Raw genomic sequence first — 14,753 nt, 5'->3', positions numbered from 1 at the left:
CTGGGTTCACTTCAGGCTCACGCCGGTGAACTCGTGGGAGAAGAAGGGACTTTGTTTGTAGCCCGTCACTTCCTTGCGCATCACCTCGTAGACGACCGAGTGCGCGAGCTTCATGTCGGGCACGTCGGCGGCCTCGATGGCCTGCATCTCCTGGTAGAGCTTGAGCCGGGTCTTGTGGTCGGGCGTGGCGCGGGCCTTCTCCAGACGCTCGTCGAACTCCTTGTTGCACCACTTGGCCAGGTTCTGGCCGCCGGCACGCGCGGCGTCGCAGCCGTGCAGGAAGAAGAAGTTGTCGGGGTCGCCGTTGTCGCCGTTCCAGCCCAGCATGCCGGTCATGTGCTCGCCCTGCTGCATGCGCTTGCGGTACTCGCCCCACTCGTAGGTGACGAGCTTGGCGTTGACGCCGATCTTGGCCAGGTCGGCCTGCATCATCTCGGCGATGCGCTTGGAGTTCGGGTTGTAGGGCCGCTGCACCGGCATGTACCAGAGGTCGATCTCCAGCGGCGTCTTCACGCCGGCCTTGGCCAGCAGCTCCTTGGCCTTGGCCGGGTCGTAGGCGATCGGCTTGATCTTGTCGTCGTAGGCCCACATCGTCGGCGGGATCAGGTTCTTGGCCGCCTGGCCGGCGCCGAGATAGACGTCGCGGATGATGGCCGCCTTGTCGATCGCCATGTTGAAGGCCAGGCGCACGTCCTTCTTGTCGAACGGCGCCTTCTGGTTGTTGAAGGCCCAGTAGGCGATGTTCAGCCCCGGCTTGCTGATGACCTGCAGCTTCGGGTCCTTCTGCATCTCGGGCAGGTCGGCCGGCCGCGGCGCGACGGCGAAGTGGCATTCGCCGGCCTTAAGCTTGCTGTAGCGCGCCGTCGGGTCGGGCGTGATCGCGTAGACCAGGCCGTCGACCAGCGCCTTCTCGGCGCCCCAGTAGGCCGGATTGGCCTTGTAGCGGATCACCGCGTCCTTCTGATAGGCAACGAAGCTGAACGGCCCGGTGCCCACCGGCACCTGGTCGAACTGTTCCTTGCGGTTGGACTTGGCGAGGAAGTCGGCGTATTCGGCCGAGTGGATCGCGGCGAAGTCCATCGCCAGGTTGGCGATCATCGTCACGTTGGCGCGCTTGAGCGTCATGCGCACCGTGTACGGGTCGAGCTTCTCCAGCGACTCCAGGTCCTGCGCCAGACCCATGTCGGCGAAGTAGTCGTACTTGCCGCCCGAGACCTTGGCGTAGGGATGGTCGGCCTTCCACTGGCGCTCGAACGAGAACAGCACGTCGTCGGCGTTGAAGTCGCGCGTCGGCTTGAAGCCGTTGACGCCGGAGTGGAACTTGACGCCCTTGCGCAGCTTGAAGGTGAAGACCCGGCCGTCGGGCGACACCGTCCAGCTCTCGGCCAGGCCGGGCTGGACCTCGGTGCTGCCGCGCACGAAGTGGGTCAGCTTGTCGTAGACCGGACGCGCGGCGTCGAAGCTGGTGCCGGTGGTGTTGAGCGCCGGTGTGAAGTTCTCCGGCGAGCCTTCGGAGCAGTAGACCAGGGTCTTGGCCTGGGCCGCGGCGCCGAAGGCGAGCAGCGCGGCGGCGGCGACGGCGAGACGGACGGACGGGAATCGGGTCATCGAAGAGTCCTCCTGTGGGGTGCGGGCGATGCTAAACACTTCGCGGCGTGCTTCCTTTGAGGCAGGCGCTTGCCGAGGGCCCTGGCGTGTCGCCGTGGCGACGCTCAGTAGCGCCCGCCGATGCCGGCCAGGCGCAGGTAGACGCTGGCGCACCAGGCGACGAAGCCGCGGTGCAGCCAGCTGCGCCAGCCGCTGCCGGCCGGCTGCGTCTTCACCTCGCGCGAGGCGTCGATCGCGCTGTCCAGCCGGTCGGCCAGCGCGCGTGCGAACAGCGGGTCGCGCACGACGACGTTGGCTTCGAGGTTCAGCAGCAGCGACAGCGGGTCGATGTTGGAGCTTCCGACCGTCGCCCAGTCGTCGTCGACGACCGCGACCTTGGCGTGCAGGAAGGCCGGCGTGTACTCGTAGATGCGCACGCCGTGGGCGCGCAGCTCGTCGTACAGCGCGCGCGCGGCCAGCGCGGCGATGCGGTAGTCGATCTTGCCCTGCAGCAGCAGGCGCACGCGCACGCCGCGCGCGGCGGCGCGGCGCAGCGCGCGGCGGAAGGTCTGGCCGGGGTAGAAGTACGGCACCGCGATGTCGACGCGCTCGCGCGCGCCGCGTATCGCCTCGACATAGCTGCGCTCGATCGCGCGGCGCTGGCGCAGGTTGTCGCGCACGACGAAGGCCGCACGCACCGGCTCGCCGCCGTCGTCGCCGGGCACCGGCTGCGGCCGCGTGCGCAGCTGGCGCAGCAGCAGCACGGTCTGCTCCACCGGCGCGGCGCTGCGCGCCAGCGCGCGCAGTTCCTCGCCCCAGAAGTGGCCGAGGTGGGCGCGGGCCCACATCGCGCGTGCGGTGTCGCGCACCTGCCGGGCGATCGGGCCGCGCAGCTCGACGGCGTAGTCCAGCCGCGGCGCGTCGCTCCAGCCGTGGTGCAGGTCGTGGCGGTCGTCGATGACGTTGATGCCGCCGACGTAGGCGCTCTCGCTGTCGACGACGCACAGCTTGGTGTGCAGGCGCCGCATCTGGCCGGGCTGCAGCCAGGCCCACCAGCGGTCCAGCGGGCGGAAGACCTCCAGCCGCACGCCGCTGGGCCGCAGCCACTCGCGCAGCGTGGCCATGGTCTGCAGCGAGCCGAAGCCGTCGACGACGACGTTGACCTCGACGCCGCGCCCGGCGGCGGCCGACAGCGCGGCGGCCACCGCGCGCGCGGCGTCGTCGGAATGGAAGATGTAGGTCGCCAGCCAGACCTCGTGGCGCGCGGCTTCGATGGCCGCGACCATGCGCGGGAAGAGCTCGTCGCCGCCTTGCAGCAGGCGCACGTCGTTGCCGCCGACGAAGTGCGGCCGGGGCACCCCCGACCAGGCCCAGGCCGAGGGATCGTCCAGCGGCACCGGCATCAGGCCGGCTCCAGTTCCGCGACCAGCGGCAGGTGGTCGGACATGCGTGCCCAGGCCATGCCGCGCGGCACCATCGTCGAGACGCAGCGCAGGCCGCGCAGGTAGAAGCGGTCGAGCGCGAACACCGGCGCCAGCGACGGGAAGGTCAGGCGCTGCAGCCGCGTCGCGTCGGGCGCGACGGCGCGCTGCAGGCCGATCGTCGCCATCGGCGAATCCAGGCGCTCGTTCCAGTCGTTGAAGTCGCCGGCGACGATCAGCATCTCGTCGGCCGGCACGACGGCGTCGATGAACTCGGCCAGGCGCGCCACCTGGCGCAGGCGGCTGGCGTGCACCAGGCCGAAGTGGGCGACGACGGCGTGCAGCGTCGCGCCCTGCCACTGCACCGGCACGTGCAGCAGGCCGCGCTGCTCGAAGCGGTGGTCGCTGACGTCGTGGGGGCCGATCTCGCCGATCGGCCAGCGCGACAGCAGCGCGTTGCCGTGCTCGCCGTGGCGCGTGACGGCGTTGGTGCGGTAGGCGACGTCGTAGCCCTCGGGCGCCAGGAACTCGGCCTGGCCCTGCTCGGGCCAGCCGAAGGAGGTGCGCTGGAAATGGCGCGACTCGCGCGTGTTGAACAGCCGCACCTCCTGCAGGAAGACGAGGTCGGCGTCGAAGGACTCGACGGCGAGGCCCAGGTTGTGGATCTCCAGCCGCTTGGCACGGCCGACGCCGCGCACGCCCTTGTGGATGTTGTAGGTGGCCACGCGCAGCGCCTCCAGCCCGGTGGCCGGGGGCATCAGCGTCGACTGCAGCGGTTTCAGCCGGTTCACGCGAAGGTCACGAAACGGGGCAGTTGGAGTATGGCCTCGGCGTTGCTGGGCGAGAAGCAGCGGTCGGCCGCCTCGTGCCACGGCAGCCAGCAGCAGTCGCGGTGTTCACGCGGGTTCAGGGCGACCGGCGTGCCCGCCGGCACGGTGAGGCCGAAGACGTGCTCGGTGTTGTGCGTCACGCCCGGCGCGTAGCGGTGGCGCCACACCGGGTAGATCTCGTAGACGTTGGACAGGTTCCAGTCGACCAGCTCGCCGCCGGTGATGCCGGTCTCCTCGGCGACCTCGCGGCGCGCCGCGGCCGCCAGCGGCTCGCCGACGAAGTCGATGGAGCCGGTGACGCTCTGCCAGAAGCCGGCGGGCTGGGCGCGCTCGATCAGCAGCACCTGGCCGTCGAGCCGGTGGATGACCACCAGCACCGACACCGGGATCTTCGGCGGACGCGTCATCGTGCGCGGCGCGCGCGCACGGCCTCGGCGAGGCCGCGCAGCAGCGGCACGGTGTCGTCCCAGCCCAGGCAGGCGTCGGTGATCGACACCCCGTGGGCCAGCGGGCAGCCCGGCGCCTGGTCCTGGCGGCCTTCGTGCAGATGGCTCTCGACCATCACGCCGACGATGCGGCCGTCGCCGCCGGCGATCTGGCGGCCGACGTCGGCGGCGACCTCGATCTGCCGCCGCGGCTGCTTGGCCGAGTTGGCGTGAGAGCAGTCGACCATCACCTGCTCGCGCAGCCCGGCGCGGCGCAGCACGGCGCAGGCCGCCTGCACGGCGTCGGCGTCGTAGTTGGGCACCTTGCCGCCGCGCAGGATGACGTGGCCGTCGGGGTTGCCGCGGGTCTCGAAGATCGCCGCGACGCCCATCTTGGTCATGCCCATGAAGCTGTGCGGCGCGCTGGCGGCCATCAGCGCGTCGGCGGCGACCTGCACGCCGCCGTCGGTGCCGTTCTTGAAGCCCACCGGGCAGGACAGGCCGCTGGCGAGCTGGCGGTGGCTCTGGCTCTCGGTAGTGCGTGCGCCGATCGCGCCCCAAGCGATCAGGTCGGCCAGGTACTGCGGCGACAGCAGGTCCAGGAACTCGGTGGCCGCCGGCAGGCCCAGCGCGCTGACGTCCAGCAGCAGCTCGCGCGCGCGGCGCAGGCCTTCGTTGATGCGGAAGCTGCCGTCCAGGCGCGGGTCGTTGACGAAGCCCTTCCAGCCGACCGTCGTGCGCGGCTTCTCGAAGTAGACGCGCATCACCGTGACGATCTCGCCGGCCAGCTCGTCGGCCAGCGGCTTGAGCCGGCGCGCGTACTCCATCGCGGCGTCGTAGTCGTGGATCGAGCACGGGCCGACGACGGCGACGAGGCGGTCGTCGCGGCCGTGCAGCACGTCGCCGATCGCGCGCCGGGCGCCGTCGACGACGGCCTGCACGACGTCGGTGGCGGGCAGCTCGTCGAGCAGCACCGCGGGCGAGACCAGCGCGCGCACGGCGGCGATGCGGGTGTCGTCGGTGCGCGTGCTGTCCTGCGTGGCGGCGTCGCGCGGGCCGGCCTCGTGGTCGTGCACCTTGGAATCTTGGGGGGTGGTCATCTGCGGGCGTCCTGGTGCCGCGGCGGGTGGCAGCACCAGCGCCGCCGGGGGCGCCGCAGTATAGCCAGCGCCCCTGGCGCCACCGCCCCTCGGGGGCCGGCTTCACGGCGCCGACACCGCGCCGTCACGACCGGCCACGAGCATCGCGCCGCGAGCCGCAGCCCGGCGGCCGCAGCACCAGGAGGACCGATGAACAAGACCCTGTTCGCCGCCGCGATCACCACGCTGGCCGCCTTCGCCCCCGCCGCCCCGGCGCAGACGCTGACCGGCTGGGCCCTGCTGCCCGCCGCCACCTTCGCCGACGGCCCGACCTCGGGCCAGTTCGCTTCGCCCAACCCTTATGGCAGCAACGTGCCGCCGTTCGCCGGCCAGCCGGTGCAGGGCTTCTCGGCGGTGCTGCCGGGCCCGGTGCCCGGCACCTTCCGCGTGATGCCGGACAACGGCTTCGGCGCCCAGAACAACTCGGCCGACGCGCTGCTGCGCGTCTACACCGTGCGCCCCGAGTGGCGCACCCGCGAAGGCGGCCGCGGCATCGTGCATCCGGCCGACAGGAGCACAGGCCGCCTGCGCCGCAGCTTCGACGCCAGCACGCACATCGGCCTCTCGGACCCCGAGCACAAGGTCGGCTGGACGATCCAGGCCGATCTCAAGCACTACTACGGTGTCGACACCAACCCCGAGGTCGACGCCTCGATCCGCAGCCAGCGGCTGCTGACCGGCGCCGACTTCGACATCGAGTCTGTGCGCCGCAGCGCCGACGGCCACTACTGGTTCGGCGACGAGTTCGGCCCCTTCCTGCTGGAGACCGACGCCAGCGGCAAGCTGCTCGGCACGCCGATCCCGCTGCCGGGCGTCTACTCGCCGCAGCACCCCGAGGTGCTGGCCGGCCGCGCGACGGCCAACCTCGCCAGCTCCGGCGGCTTCGAGGGCATGGCACTGTCGCGCGACGGCAAGAAGCTCTACGCGCTGCTGGAGAAGACGGTCACGGGAGACGCCGACAAGACGCTGCGCATCAACGAGTTCGACATCGCCAGCCGCAGCTGGACCGGCGTGCGCTACGTCTACCCGCTGGACGCGCAGGGCACGGCGATCGGCGACATGACCGCGGTCGACGACCACCGCTTCATCGTCATCGAGCGCAACGGCTCGACGGCCACCAGCGGCACGCCGTTCAAGAAGCTCTACCTGATCGACATCGAGGGCGTCGAGGCCGGCGGCACGGTGAAGAAGACCGAGCTCGTCGACCTGATGGCGATCGCCGACCCCGACGACCTGAACCGCGACGGCAGCACGACCTTCTCGCTGCCGTACACGACGATCGAGGACGTGCTGCCGCTGGACGCGCGCACGCTGCTGGTCATCAACGACAACAACTTTCCGTACGGCGGCGGCCGCGCGCTGGCCTCGGACGACACCGAGTTCATCCGCATCCGCCTGCCCGAAGGGCTGAAGGTCTGCGTGCGCTGCGACGGCGCGCGCTGAACGGCTCCAGCATGAAAAAAGGCGGCCCGAGGGCCGCCTTTCGATTCACGCCGTAGCTGCTCAGGCCTGCGCCGGGTTGCGCAGGCGGATGTGCAGCTCGCGCAGCTGGGCTTCGTCGACGTTGCTCGGCGCGCCGGTCAGCAGGCACTGGGCGCGCTGGGTCTTCGGGAAGGCGATGACGTCGCGGATCGACTCGGCCTTGGTCATCAGCGTGACCAGGCGGTCGAGGCCGAAGGCCAGGCCGCCGTGCGGCGGCGCGCCGTACTGCAGCGCGTCGAGCAGGAAGCCGAACTTCACCTTGGCGTCCTCGGCGCTGATGTTCAGCGCCTTGAAGACCTTGCTCTGCACCTCGGCGCGGTGGATACGCACCGAGCCGCCGCCGAGTTCCCAGCCGTTGAGCACCATGTCGTAGGCCTTGGCGATGCAGGCGCCCGGGTCGGTGTCCATCAGGTCCTCGTGCCCGTCTTTGGGCGCGGTGAACGGGTGGTGCACCGCGTTCCAGCGGCCGGCCTCGTCGTCGTGCTCGAACATCGGGAAGTCGACGACCCACAGCGGCGCCCACTTGTCCTCGAACAGGCCGTGGTTGCGGCCGAACTCGCTGTGGCCGATCTTGACGCGCAAGGCGCCCAGGGCGTCGTTGACGACCTTGGCCTTGTCGGCGCCGAAGAAGATCAGGTCGCCGTTGCAGGCGCCGGTGCGCGCCAGGATCTCGGCGATCGCTGCGTCGTGCAGGTTCTTGACGATCGGGCTCTGCAGGCCGTCGCGGCCCTTGCCGGCGTCGTTGACCTTGATCCACGCGAGGCCCTTGGCCCCGTAGATCTTGACGAACTCGGTGTAGGCGTCGATCTCGCTGCGGCTCATCTCGCCGCCGCCGGGCACGCGCAGCGCAGCGACGCGGCCGCCCTTGCTCGTCGCCGGGCCGGCGAAGACCTTGAAGTCGACGGTCTTCATCACGTCGGTCATCTCGGTGAACTCGAGCTTGACGCGCAGGTCGGGCTTGTCCGAGCCGTAGCGGTGCATCGCCTCGGCGTAGGTCAGCTCGCCGTAGACCGGCAGTTCGACGCCCAGCGCCTTGCGGAAGACGGTGCGCACCATGCCTTCGGTGATCGCGCGGATCTCGGCCTCGTCCAGGAACGAGGTCTCGATGTCGATCTGCGTGAACTCGGGCTGGCGGTCGGCGCGCAGGTCCTCGTCGCGGAAGCACTTCGTGATCTGGTAGTAGCGGTCGAAGCCCGCGACCATCAGCAGCTGCTTGAAGAGCTGGGGCGACTGCGGCAGCGCGAAGAACATGCCGTCGTGCACGCGGCTGGGGACGAGGTAGTCGCGCGCGCCTTCGGGCGTGCTCTTGGTCAGCATCGGCGTCTCGATGTCGACGAAGCCCTGCTCGTCGAGGTACTTGCGCACCTCCATCGCGACGCGGTAGCGCAGCATCAGATTCTTCTGCATCATCGGCCGGCGCAGGTCCAGCACACGATGCGTCAGGCGCACCGTCTCCGACAGGTTGTCGTCGTCGAGCTGGAACGGCGGCGTGACGCTGGCGTTGAGCACCTCGAGCTCGTAGGCCAGGACCTCGATCTTGCCGCTGGTGAGGTTGGTGTTCTCGGTGCCGGCGGGCCGAGCGCGCACCTTGCCGACGACCTTCAGGCAGAACTCGTTGCGCACGCCTTCGGCGGCCTTGAACATCTCGGGCCGGTCGGGGTCGCAGACGATCTGCACCAGGCCTTCACGGTCGCGCAGGTCGATGAAGATCACGCCGCCATGGTCGCGGCGGCGGTGGGCCCAGCCCATCAGGGTCACGGTCTGGTCCATCAGCGTTTCGCTGACCAGGCCGCAGTAGGTCGTTCTCATCGGGACACTCCAGGTATTCGGGGAATTCTTGCGAGGAATGGGGTGGCGTCGGGGCGGGGCTGCAACAGGAGCCCTCAGGACCGGCCGCGTGCCGCGGTGGCCGGCCCCGTCAATTTCGCAGCGCGGGCGGTTCGGTCCCGGGCGGGGCGACGACACCCATCGAGATCACGTACTTGAGCGCCTCGTCGACGCTCATCTTCAGCACGTGCACGTCGGCACGCGGCATCATCAGGAAGAAGCCCGAGGTCGGGTTGGGGGTCGTCGGCACGTAGACGCTGACGTACTCGCCCGGCAAGTGGCCAGCGACCTCGCCGCCGGGCTTGCCGGTGACGAAGGCGATCGTCCAAGAGCCCTGGCGCGGGTACTGCACCAGCACCGCCTCGCGGAAGGCGTTGCCGCTCGATGAGAACAGCGTGTCCGAGACCTGCTTGACCGAGCTGTAGATCGACTTGACGATCGGGATGCGCGCCATCAGCGCGTCCCACTGCCTGAGCCACCACTGGCCGACGAAGTTGGCCGCGAAGACGCCGGACAGCAGCAGCACGAGCAGCACCACGGCCACGCCGAGCCCGGGAACCCCGCGCAGGTACTCGACCGTCTCGTGGGTCGACTGCGGCAGCACGATCTGCGTCGCCGACAGCAGGCTGACGAAGACGCCGTCGAGCGCGCCGAGCAGCCAGGACAGCACCCAGATCGTGACGGTCAACGGCAGCCAGACCAGCAGGCCGGCGACGAAATACTTTTTCACGGGTGGCTTTCGCGCGCCGTCAGCTGCTCGCCGACGGCGTGGAGGTGGGCGCCGGAGCCGGCGCCGCGGCCGACGTGTCGGCCGGCTTGTCGCTCTTGGCGGCGGTCTCGGCCGGCGCCGTCTCGGTGATGGCGCTGCCGGCCTTGCCGGCGTTGCCGCCACGGAAGTCGGTGACGTACCAGCCCGAGCCCTTCAACTGGAAGCCCGCGGCAGTGACCTGTTTCTGGAAGGCTTCGGCCCCGCACGCCGGGCAGACCGTCAGCAGCGGATCGGAGATCTTCTGCAGCACGTCCCGGGCGTGCCCGCAGGCAGCGCAGCGGTACGCATAGATCGGCATGGCTAAACCCTTGATTTGAAAAGCAAAGCGTTGATTCTAACGTCTCGGCGAAGGGGCTTCGGCGAGCCTCAGACACCGGCGGCGTGCAGGAGCACGCGCGTGACGACGAGTCCGACGACGAAACCGACCAGCGACCACAGCACCGCCTGCAGCAGCCGGTTGGTGCGCCGCTGCTCGGCCAGCAGCGCCAGCATCACCGGCGACGGCGCCGGTTCGGCCCTGGGCTTGAGCGCCGCATGCACCAAGCGCGGCAGCTCGGGAATGATCTGCGCGTAGTGCGGCGCCTCGTGCTGCAGGCGGTCGAGCAGGCCGCGCCAGCCGATCTGCTCGTTCATCCAGCGTTCGAGGAAAGGCTTGGCCGTCGTCCACAGGTCCAGCTCGGGGTCGAGCTGGCGGCCCAGGCCTTCGATGTTGAGCAGCGTCTTCTGCAGCAGCACGAGCTGCGGCTGGATCTCGACGTTGAAGCGGCGCGAGGCCTGGAACAGGCGCATCAGCACCTGGCCCAGCGACAGATCCTTCAGCGGCCGGTCGAAATGCGGCTCGCAGACGGCGCGGATCGCGCCTTCCAGCGCGTCGACACGCGTGTTCGCCGGCACCCAGCCGCTCTCGACATGCAACTCGGCCACGCGTTTGTAATCGCGGCGGAAGAAAGCCAAGAAGTTGTAAGCCAGATACTCCTTGTCGGTCTCGGTCAGCGTGCCGATGATCCCGAAGTCGAGTGCGATGTAGCGGCCGAAGGTCTCGGGCGCCAGGCTCACCTGGATGTTGCCCGGGTGCATGTCGGCGTGGAAGAAGCCGTCGCGGAAGACCTGGGTGAAGAAGATCGTGACGCCGTCGCGCGCCAGCTTCTTGAAGTCGACGCCGGCCTCGCGCAGGCGCTCGACCTGGCTGATCGGCACGCCGTACATGCGCTCCATGACGATGACCGAGGACGTGCAGTAGTCCCAGATCATCTCGGGCACCAGCAGCAGGTCCAGGCCGTCCATGTTGCGCCGCAGCTGGGCGGCGTTGCTGGCCTCGCGCACCAGGTCCAGCTCGTCGTGCAGGTAGACGTCGAACTCGGCGACGACTTCGCGCGGGCGCAGCCGCTTGCCGTCGGCCGACAGGCGCTCGACCCAGCGGGCCAGCGTGTGCAGCAGCGTCAGGTCGTCGTCGATGACCTCGAGCATGCCCGGGCGCAGCACCTTCACCGCGACCTCGCGGCCGTTCTTCAGCGTCGCGAAGTGCACCTGCGCGATCGACGCGCTGGCCACCGGCTCGGTCTCGAAGTGGCTGAAGATGTCCTCGATGCTGCGGCCGAAGGCGCGTTCGACGAGCGAGCGCGCGACGGCCGGCGGGAACGGCGGCACGCGGTCCTGCAGCTTGGCGAGCTCGTCGGCGACGTCCAGCGGCAGCAGGTCGCGGCGCGTGGACAGCACCTGGCCGAACTTCACGAAGATCGGGCCCAGGCGCTCGAAGGCGCGGCGCAGGCGCACGCCGCGCGGCTCGTCCAGGCGGCGGCCGACGGTGACCAGGCGCACCAGCACGCGCACCCAGGGCTGGCGGAAGGCCGACAGCGCCACCTCGTCCAGGCCGAAGCGCAGGACGGTGAAGACGATGAAGATCAGGCGGGCGACACGCCGCATCGCGGGGATCCGGAAAAAACGCGGGGCCGGCGTCAGCGCGAGCGCGGACGCGCGCGGCCCAGGCCCTGCACCGCGCTGCGCAGCGCGTGCGCGACGGCCGAACCCAGGCGGTGCAACTGCTGCGCGACGACCGGGCCGAAGACGCGCTCCAGATCGGCGGCGACGTCCCAGCGCAGGTTCTGCATCAGCCAGTTGACGTCGCCGGCGAGCTGGGCGTCGCCGTCGATGGCCACCGGCGGCAGCTCGCCGCCCAGGGCGCGCGCCAGCAGCAGAGCCGGGTTGGCGGCGTCGACGCGCAGCGCGAGGTCGCAGGAGGCGGGGCGGTCCAGGCCGCACCATTCGAGCAGGCCGGCGGGCGTGACGCGGAAGGCGAGCACCGGCGGCGGCGGCAGCAGCGAGGGCCAGGCGCTCGCGGCGAGTTCGAGCGTGCGCCCGGCGTGCGGCTTGAGCCGCTCGGTGGCGACCGATTCGCTGGACAGCACGTGGTTGATGACCAGCGTCAGGCGTTCCAGCACGGCCGGCGCGAGCAGGCTGTTGAGGGTTTGCAGCATCGTCGCATTGTAGGCAGCGACCACCCGGCACCGATCTTGCGCCGTTGCAGCTTGCGACGCGTTTTTGCGGCCGGCCCGGGTAAAAGATGCCGGTCGGGACCTTCGTGCCCGTCGCCTCGCCCCAAATCGACGGCAAGGCCTTCCGGCTCACGAATGTTCGAAGACCGCAGCACCAAACGCATTTTCTACAGCGCTCCGCAGTCCGTGACCTCGATGGTCGCGGCGTTCCTGGAGCCGGCGATCACCGTCGGCGTGTACCTCGGTGCCGCGACCGCGTTCGACGAGCCGGTGCTGCGCGCCGATCTGACGCTGTGCCTGCTCGTGTTCGCCCTCACCTTCCCGGGGCGAAACCGCTTCGGCGACCGGCCGCTGAACGCCGCCGTCGACATCAGCGTGTCCTGGGCCAGCCTGCTGGTGATCCTGGCGCTGTGCGGCTTCGCGACGCGCAGCCTGTCGTTCTTCGACCCGGTGGTGCTCGCCTGGTGGGCGCTGCTGACGCCGGCGCTGCAGTGGCTCGCCTTTTACGCCGGACGGCGGCTGATGCGCCAGGTCGCCGCGCAGCCGGCGAACCGGCGCCTGGCGATCGTCGTCGGCGCCGGGCCGCTGGGCGTGAAGGTCTCGCGGGCGTTCCAGGCGCGCGGCGACATCGGCCTTTCGTTCCGGGGGTATTTCGACGACCGATTCGACGAGCGCATCGACGCCGACGCCGCGTCGCAGCGCCTGGGCGGGCTGGCCGAGGTCGCGAGCTACGTGCGCGAGCACCGCATCGACGAGGTCTACATCACGCTGCCGCTGGGCTCGCAACCGCGCATCGTCGCGCTGCTCGAACAGCTGCAGGGCACGACGGCCTCGCTGTTCTACGTGCCCGACGTGTTCGGCATCAGCATCATCCAGGGCCGGCTGATGGACATGAACGGCGTGCCGGTGGTCGGCATCTGCGAGACCCCGTTCACCGGCACGAACATGGTCGCCAAGCGGCTCAGCGACATCGTGCTGGCCTCGCTGATCCTGGTGCTGATCTCGCCGATCCTCGCGCTGCTGGCGCTGGGCGTGAAGCTCAGCTCGCCGGGGCCGGTGATCTTCCGCCAGCGCCGCAACGGCCTGGCCGGCGAGGAGATCGTCGTCTACAAGTTCCGCTCGATGCGTTCGATGGACAACGGCCCGGTCGTCAAGCAGGCGACCAAGGACGATCCGCGCATCACGCCTTTCGGCGCCTTCATCCGCCGCACCTCGCTGGACGAGCTGCCGCAGTTCGTCAACGTGCTGCAGGGCCGCATGAGCATCGTGGGACCCCGCCCGCATGCGGTGGCGCACAACGAGCAGTACCGCGAGATCATCAAGGCCTACATGGTGCGTCACAAGGTCAAGCCCGGCATCACCGGCTGGGCGCAGGTCAACGGCCATCGCGGCGAGACCGACACCGTCGACAAGATGCGCGCCCGCGTCGAGTACGACCTGGAGTACCTGCGCAACTGGTCGCTGGGGCTGGACCTGCAGATCATCGCCCGCACCGTGAAGCTGGTGTTCTTCGACCGCAACGCCTACTGAGCCGCCCGCCGGCCTTCCGGAGACGACCATGGCCCCACACCGCCTGCTGCCGCTCGTGCTCGCCTGCGTCGCCTGCGCGGCCGGCGCCGAGACCGGCCCGTACTACCTCGGCGTCGCGCAGAGCGTGACGCACGACGACAACCTGCTGCGCCTGCGCGACGGCACGGCGACGCCCGCCGGGCGCAGCCGCAGCGACACCGTCTCGAACACGTCGCTGGTGGCCGGCCTCGACCAGCCGATCGGCCGCCAGCGCCTGCACGGCAGCGCCACCCTCAGCGCGACGCGTTATGCCGAGAACGACGACTTCGACGGCACCACCTACGCGCTGGACCTGGGGCTGGACTGGGAGACCGTGGAGCACCTGTCCGGCGAGCTGACGACCGCGGCGACCCGCACGCTGCGCCAGGACTTCCGCACCGCCGCCGGCCGCGAGCTGTCCGAAGCCAACTACGAGAGCACGCGGCGCGTCGACTTCGTCGCCCGGCTGGGCGGTGTCTCGACGCTGACCTTCGAGGTCGGCGCCGGCGCCCGTTCGGTGGACTACTCGGCCTCGTCGATGGCGTTTCGCGAGTACCACCAGCGCGATGCGTCGGCGGGGCTGCGCTGGCGCCTGGGCGGCAGCACGCGCCTGGGCCTGGGCGTGCGGCGCACGCAGGCCGATTACCCCAAGCTCTTCACCGGCCTGCTCGCCGACCCGGAGGATCGCCGCCGGCGCGATGCGCTGGACCTGTCGCTGAAGTGGACGCCCACCGGCAGCAGCAGCGTCGATGCCCGCGTCAGCCGCACGCGCACGCGCCACGACGTGTTCGACGAACGCGATTTCACCGGCACCTCGGGTTCGCTGGACTGGCGCCTGAACGACGGCGGCCGCACGCGGCTGGCGCTGCGCCTGGCGCGCGACGAAGGCCAGGACTCCGAGGTCGTGACCTCGGTCTTCAGCCGCACCACCGACTCGCTGCGCGTGCAGGTCGACTACGACCTGACCGGCAAGGTGACGCTCAACGCCCGGGCGCTGCTGTTCCGTCGCACGCTGGCCGGCACCTCGGCCCAGGGTGTGCCCGAGAAGGGGCGCGACAGCGGCAACCAACTCGGGCTGGGCGCACGCTGGCAGGCGTCGCGCGCGATTTCGGTCGGCTGCGACCTGCGCCGCGAGCGCCGAGGCGACAATCCGGGGCTCGAGCTGACCAGCGCCTACAGCGCCACGGTCTGGGGCTGCAGCGCCCAGGCCGTGCTGCAGTGAAGGCCGCACAA

13 protein-coding genes are annotated in these 14,753 nt (G+C 70.3%); 3 read left to right on the top strand and 10 right to left on the bottom strand.

The window, feature by feature from the left end; all coding sequences use genetic code 11:
- Nucleotides 1-6: 6 nt before the first annotated feature.
- From RGE_RS05390 to RGE_RS05370, 5 genes are all read right to left on the bottom strand, one after another.
- Nucleotides 7-1,608 (bottom strand): ABC transporter substrate-binding protein, encoded by a 1,602-nt coding sequence (locus RGE_RS05390; RefSeq protein WP_014427312.1) that lies wholly within the window; start codon nt 1,606-1,608, stop codon nt 7-9.
- Between the two features lie 104 nt (nt 1,609-1,712).
- A complete protein-coding gene (gene clsB, locus RGE_RS05385) occupies nt 1,713-2,990 on the bottom strand; it encodes a cardiolipin synthase ClsB (protein WP_014427311.1) in 1,278 nt (425 codons plus the stop codon).
- A complete protein-coding gene (locus RGE_RS05380; RefSeq protein WP_014427310.1) occupies nt 2,990-3,799 on the bottom strand; it encodes an endonuclease/exonuclease/phosphatase family protein in 810 nt (269 codons plus the stop codon). The genes clsB and RGE_RS05380 overlap by 1 nt, the downstream gene beginning before the upstream one ends.
- Nucleotides 3,796-4,245: a dihydroneopterin triphosphate diphosphatase gene (nudB, locus tag RGE_RS05375; protein WP_014427309.1), complete on the bottom strand. Its 450-nt coding sequence runs from the start codon at nt 4,243-4,245 to the stop codon at nt 3,796-3,798. The genes RGE_RS05380 and nudB overlap by 4 nt, the downstream gene beginning before the upstream one ends.
- Complete coding sequence (locus RGE_RS05370) at nt 4,242-5,363, bottom strand: 3-deoxy-7-phosphoheptulonate synthase (RefSeq protein ID WP_014427308.1); 1,122 nt, start codon at nt 5,361-5,363, stop codon at nt 4,242-4,244. The genes nudB and RGE_RS05370 overlap by 4 nt, the downstream gene beginning before the upstream one ends.
- 189 nt (nt 5,364-5,552) lie before the next feature.
- On the opposite strand from RGE_RS05370, the gene RGE_RS05365 reads away from it, so the two are divergent.
- Nucleotides 5,553-6,845 (top strand): esterase-like activity of phytase family protein, encoded by a 1,293-nt coding sequence (locus RGE_RS05365; protein WP_014427307.1) that lies wholly within the window; start codon nt 5,553-5,555, stop codon nt 6,843-6,845.
- Nucleotides 6,846-6,905: 60 nt separating this feature from the next.
- Here the strand turns inward: RGE_RS05365 and aspS are convergent, their stop codons facing one another.
- The 5 genes from aspS to RGE_RS05340 form a co-directional block, all read right to left on the bottom strand.
- Nucleotides 6,906-8,693 carry an aspartate--tRNA ligase gene (aspS, locus tag RGE_RS05360; RefSeq protein WP_014427306.1) on the bottom strand — a complete coding sequence of 596 codons (1,788 nt, stop codon included), beginning with the start codon at nt 8,691-8,693 and terminating at the stop codon, nt 6,906-6,908.
- A 109-nt stretch (nt 8,694-8,802) separates the two neighbouring features.
- Complete coding sequence (locus tag RGE_RS05355; RefSeq protein ID WP_014427305.1) at nt 8,803-9,441, bottom strand: DUF502 domain-containing protein; 639 nt, start codon at nt 9,439-9,441, stop codon at nt 8,803-8,805.
- Nucleotides 9,442-9,460: 19 nt separating this feature from the next.
- A complete protein-coding gene (locus RGE_RS05350; RefSeq protein ID WP_014427304.1) occupies nt 9,461-9,778 on the bottom strand; it encodes an FmdB family zinc ribbon protein in 318 nt (105 codons plus the stop codon).
- A 68-nt stretch (nt 9,779-9,846) separates the two neighbouring features.
- On the bottom strand, nt 9,847-11,403 hold the full coding sequence (gene ubiB, locus RGE_RS05345) for a ubiquinone biosynthesis regulatory protein kinase UbiB (RefSeq protein ID WP_014427303.1): 1,557 nt from the start codon (nt 11,401-11,403) through the stop codon (nt 9,847-9,849).
- Between the two features lie 32 nt (nt 11,404-11,435).
- Nucleotides 11,436-11,954: a hypothetical protein gene (locus tag RGE_RS05340; RefSeq protein WP_014427302.1), complete on the bottom strand. Its 519-nt coding sequence runs from the start codon at nt 11,952-11,954 to the stop codon at nt 11,436-11,438.
- A 153-nt stretch (nt 11,955-12,107) separates the two neighbouring features.
- On the opposite strand from RGE_RS05340, the gene RGE_RS05335 reads away from it, so the two are divergent.
- A complete protein-coding gene (locus RGE_RS05335; RefSeq protein ID WP_014427301.1) occupies nt 12,108-13,502 on the top strand; it encodes an undecaprenyl-phosphate glucose phosphotransferase in 1,395 nt (464 codons plus the stop codon).
- A 28-nt stretch (nt 13,503-13,530) separates the two neighbouring features.
- Nucleotides 13,531-14,742 carry a porin family protein gene (locus RGE_RS05330; RefSeq protein WP_014427300.1) on the top strand — a complete coding sequence of 404 codons (1,212 nt, stop codon included), beginning with the start codon at nt 13,531-13,533 and terminating at the stop codon, nt 14,740-14,742.
- Nucleotides 14,743-14,753: the final 11 nt, after the last annotated feature.

The organism is Rubrivivax gelatinosus IL144, assembly GCF_000284255.1.
GTDB lineage: Bacteria > Pseudomonadota > Gammaproteobacteria > Burkholderiales > Burkholderiaceae_C > Rubrivivax > Rubrivivax gelatinosus_A.
Note: the sequence above shows the minus strand (reverse complement) of the source record. Positions and strands in the feature narration are given on the sequence as shown.

Coding starts and splice junctions, on each gene's coding strand:
- aspS (WP_014427306.1), bottom strand. CDS start 8,693: ATGAGAACGACCTACTGCGGCCTGGTCAGCGAAACGCTGATGGACCAG.
- RGE_RS05350 (WP_014427304.1), bottom strand. CDS start 9,778: ATGCCGATCTATGCGTACCGCTGCGCTGCCTGCGGGCACGCCCGGGAC.
- ubiB (WP_014427303.1), bottom strand. CDS start 11,403: ATGCGGCGTGTCGCCCGCCTGATCTTCATCGTCTTCACCGTCCTGCGC.
- RGE_RS05370 (WP_014427308.1), bottom strand. CDS start 5,363: ATGACCACCCCCCAAGATTCCAAGGTGCACGACCACGAGGCCGGCCCG.
- RGE_RS05390 (WP_014427312.1), bottom strand. CDS start 1,608: ATGACCCGATTCCCGTCCGTCCGTCTCGCCGTCGCCGCCGCCGCGCTG.
- clsB (WP_014427311.1), bottom strand. CDS start 2,990: ATGCCGGTGCCGCTGGACGATCCCTCGGCCTGGGCCTGGTCGGGGGTG.
- nudB (WP_014427309.1), bottom strand. CDS start 4,245: ATGACGCGTCCGCCGAAGATCCCGGTGTCGGTGCTGGTGGTCATCCAC.
- RGE_RS05330 (WP_014427300.1), top strand. CDS start 13,531: ATGGCCCCACACCGCCTGCTGCCGCTCGTGCTCGCCTGCGTCGCCTGC.
- RGE_RS05340 (WP_014427302.1), bottom strand. CDS start 11,954: ATGCTGCAAACCCTCAACAGCCTGCTCGCGCCGGCCGTGCTGGAACGC.
- RGE_RS05365 (WP_014427307.1), top strand. CDS start 5,553: ATGAACAAGACCCTGTTCGCCGCCGCGATCACCACGCTGGCCGCCTTC.
- RGE_RS05335 (WP_014427301.1), top strand. CDS start 12,108: ATGTTCGAAGACCGCAGCACCAAACGCATTTTCTACAGCGCTCCGCAG.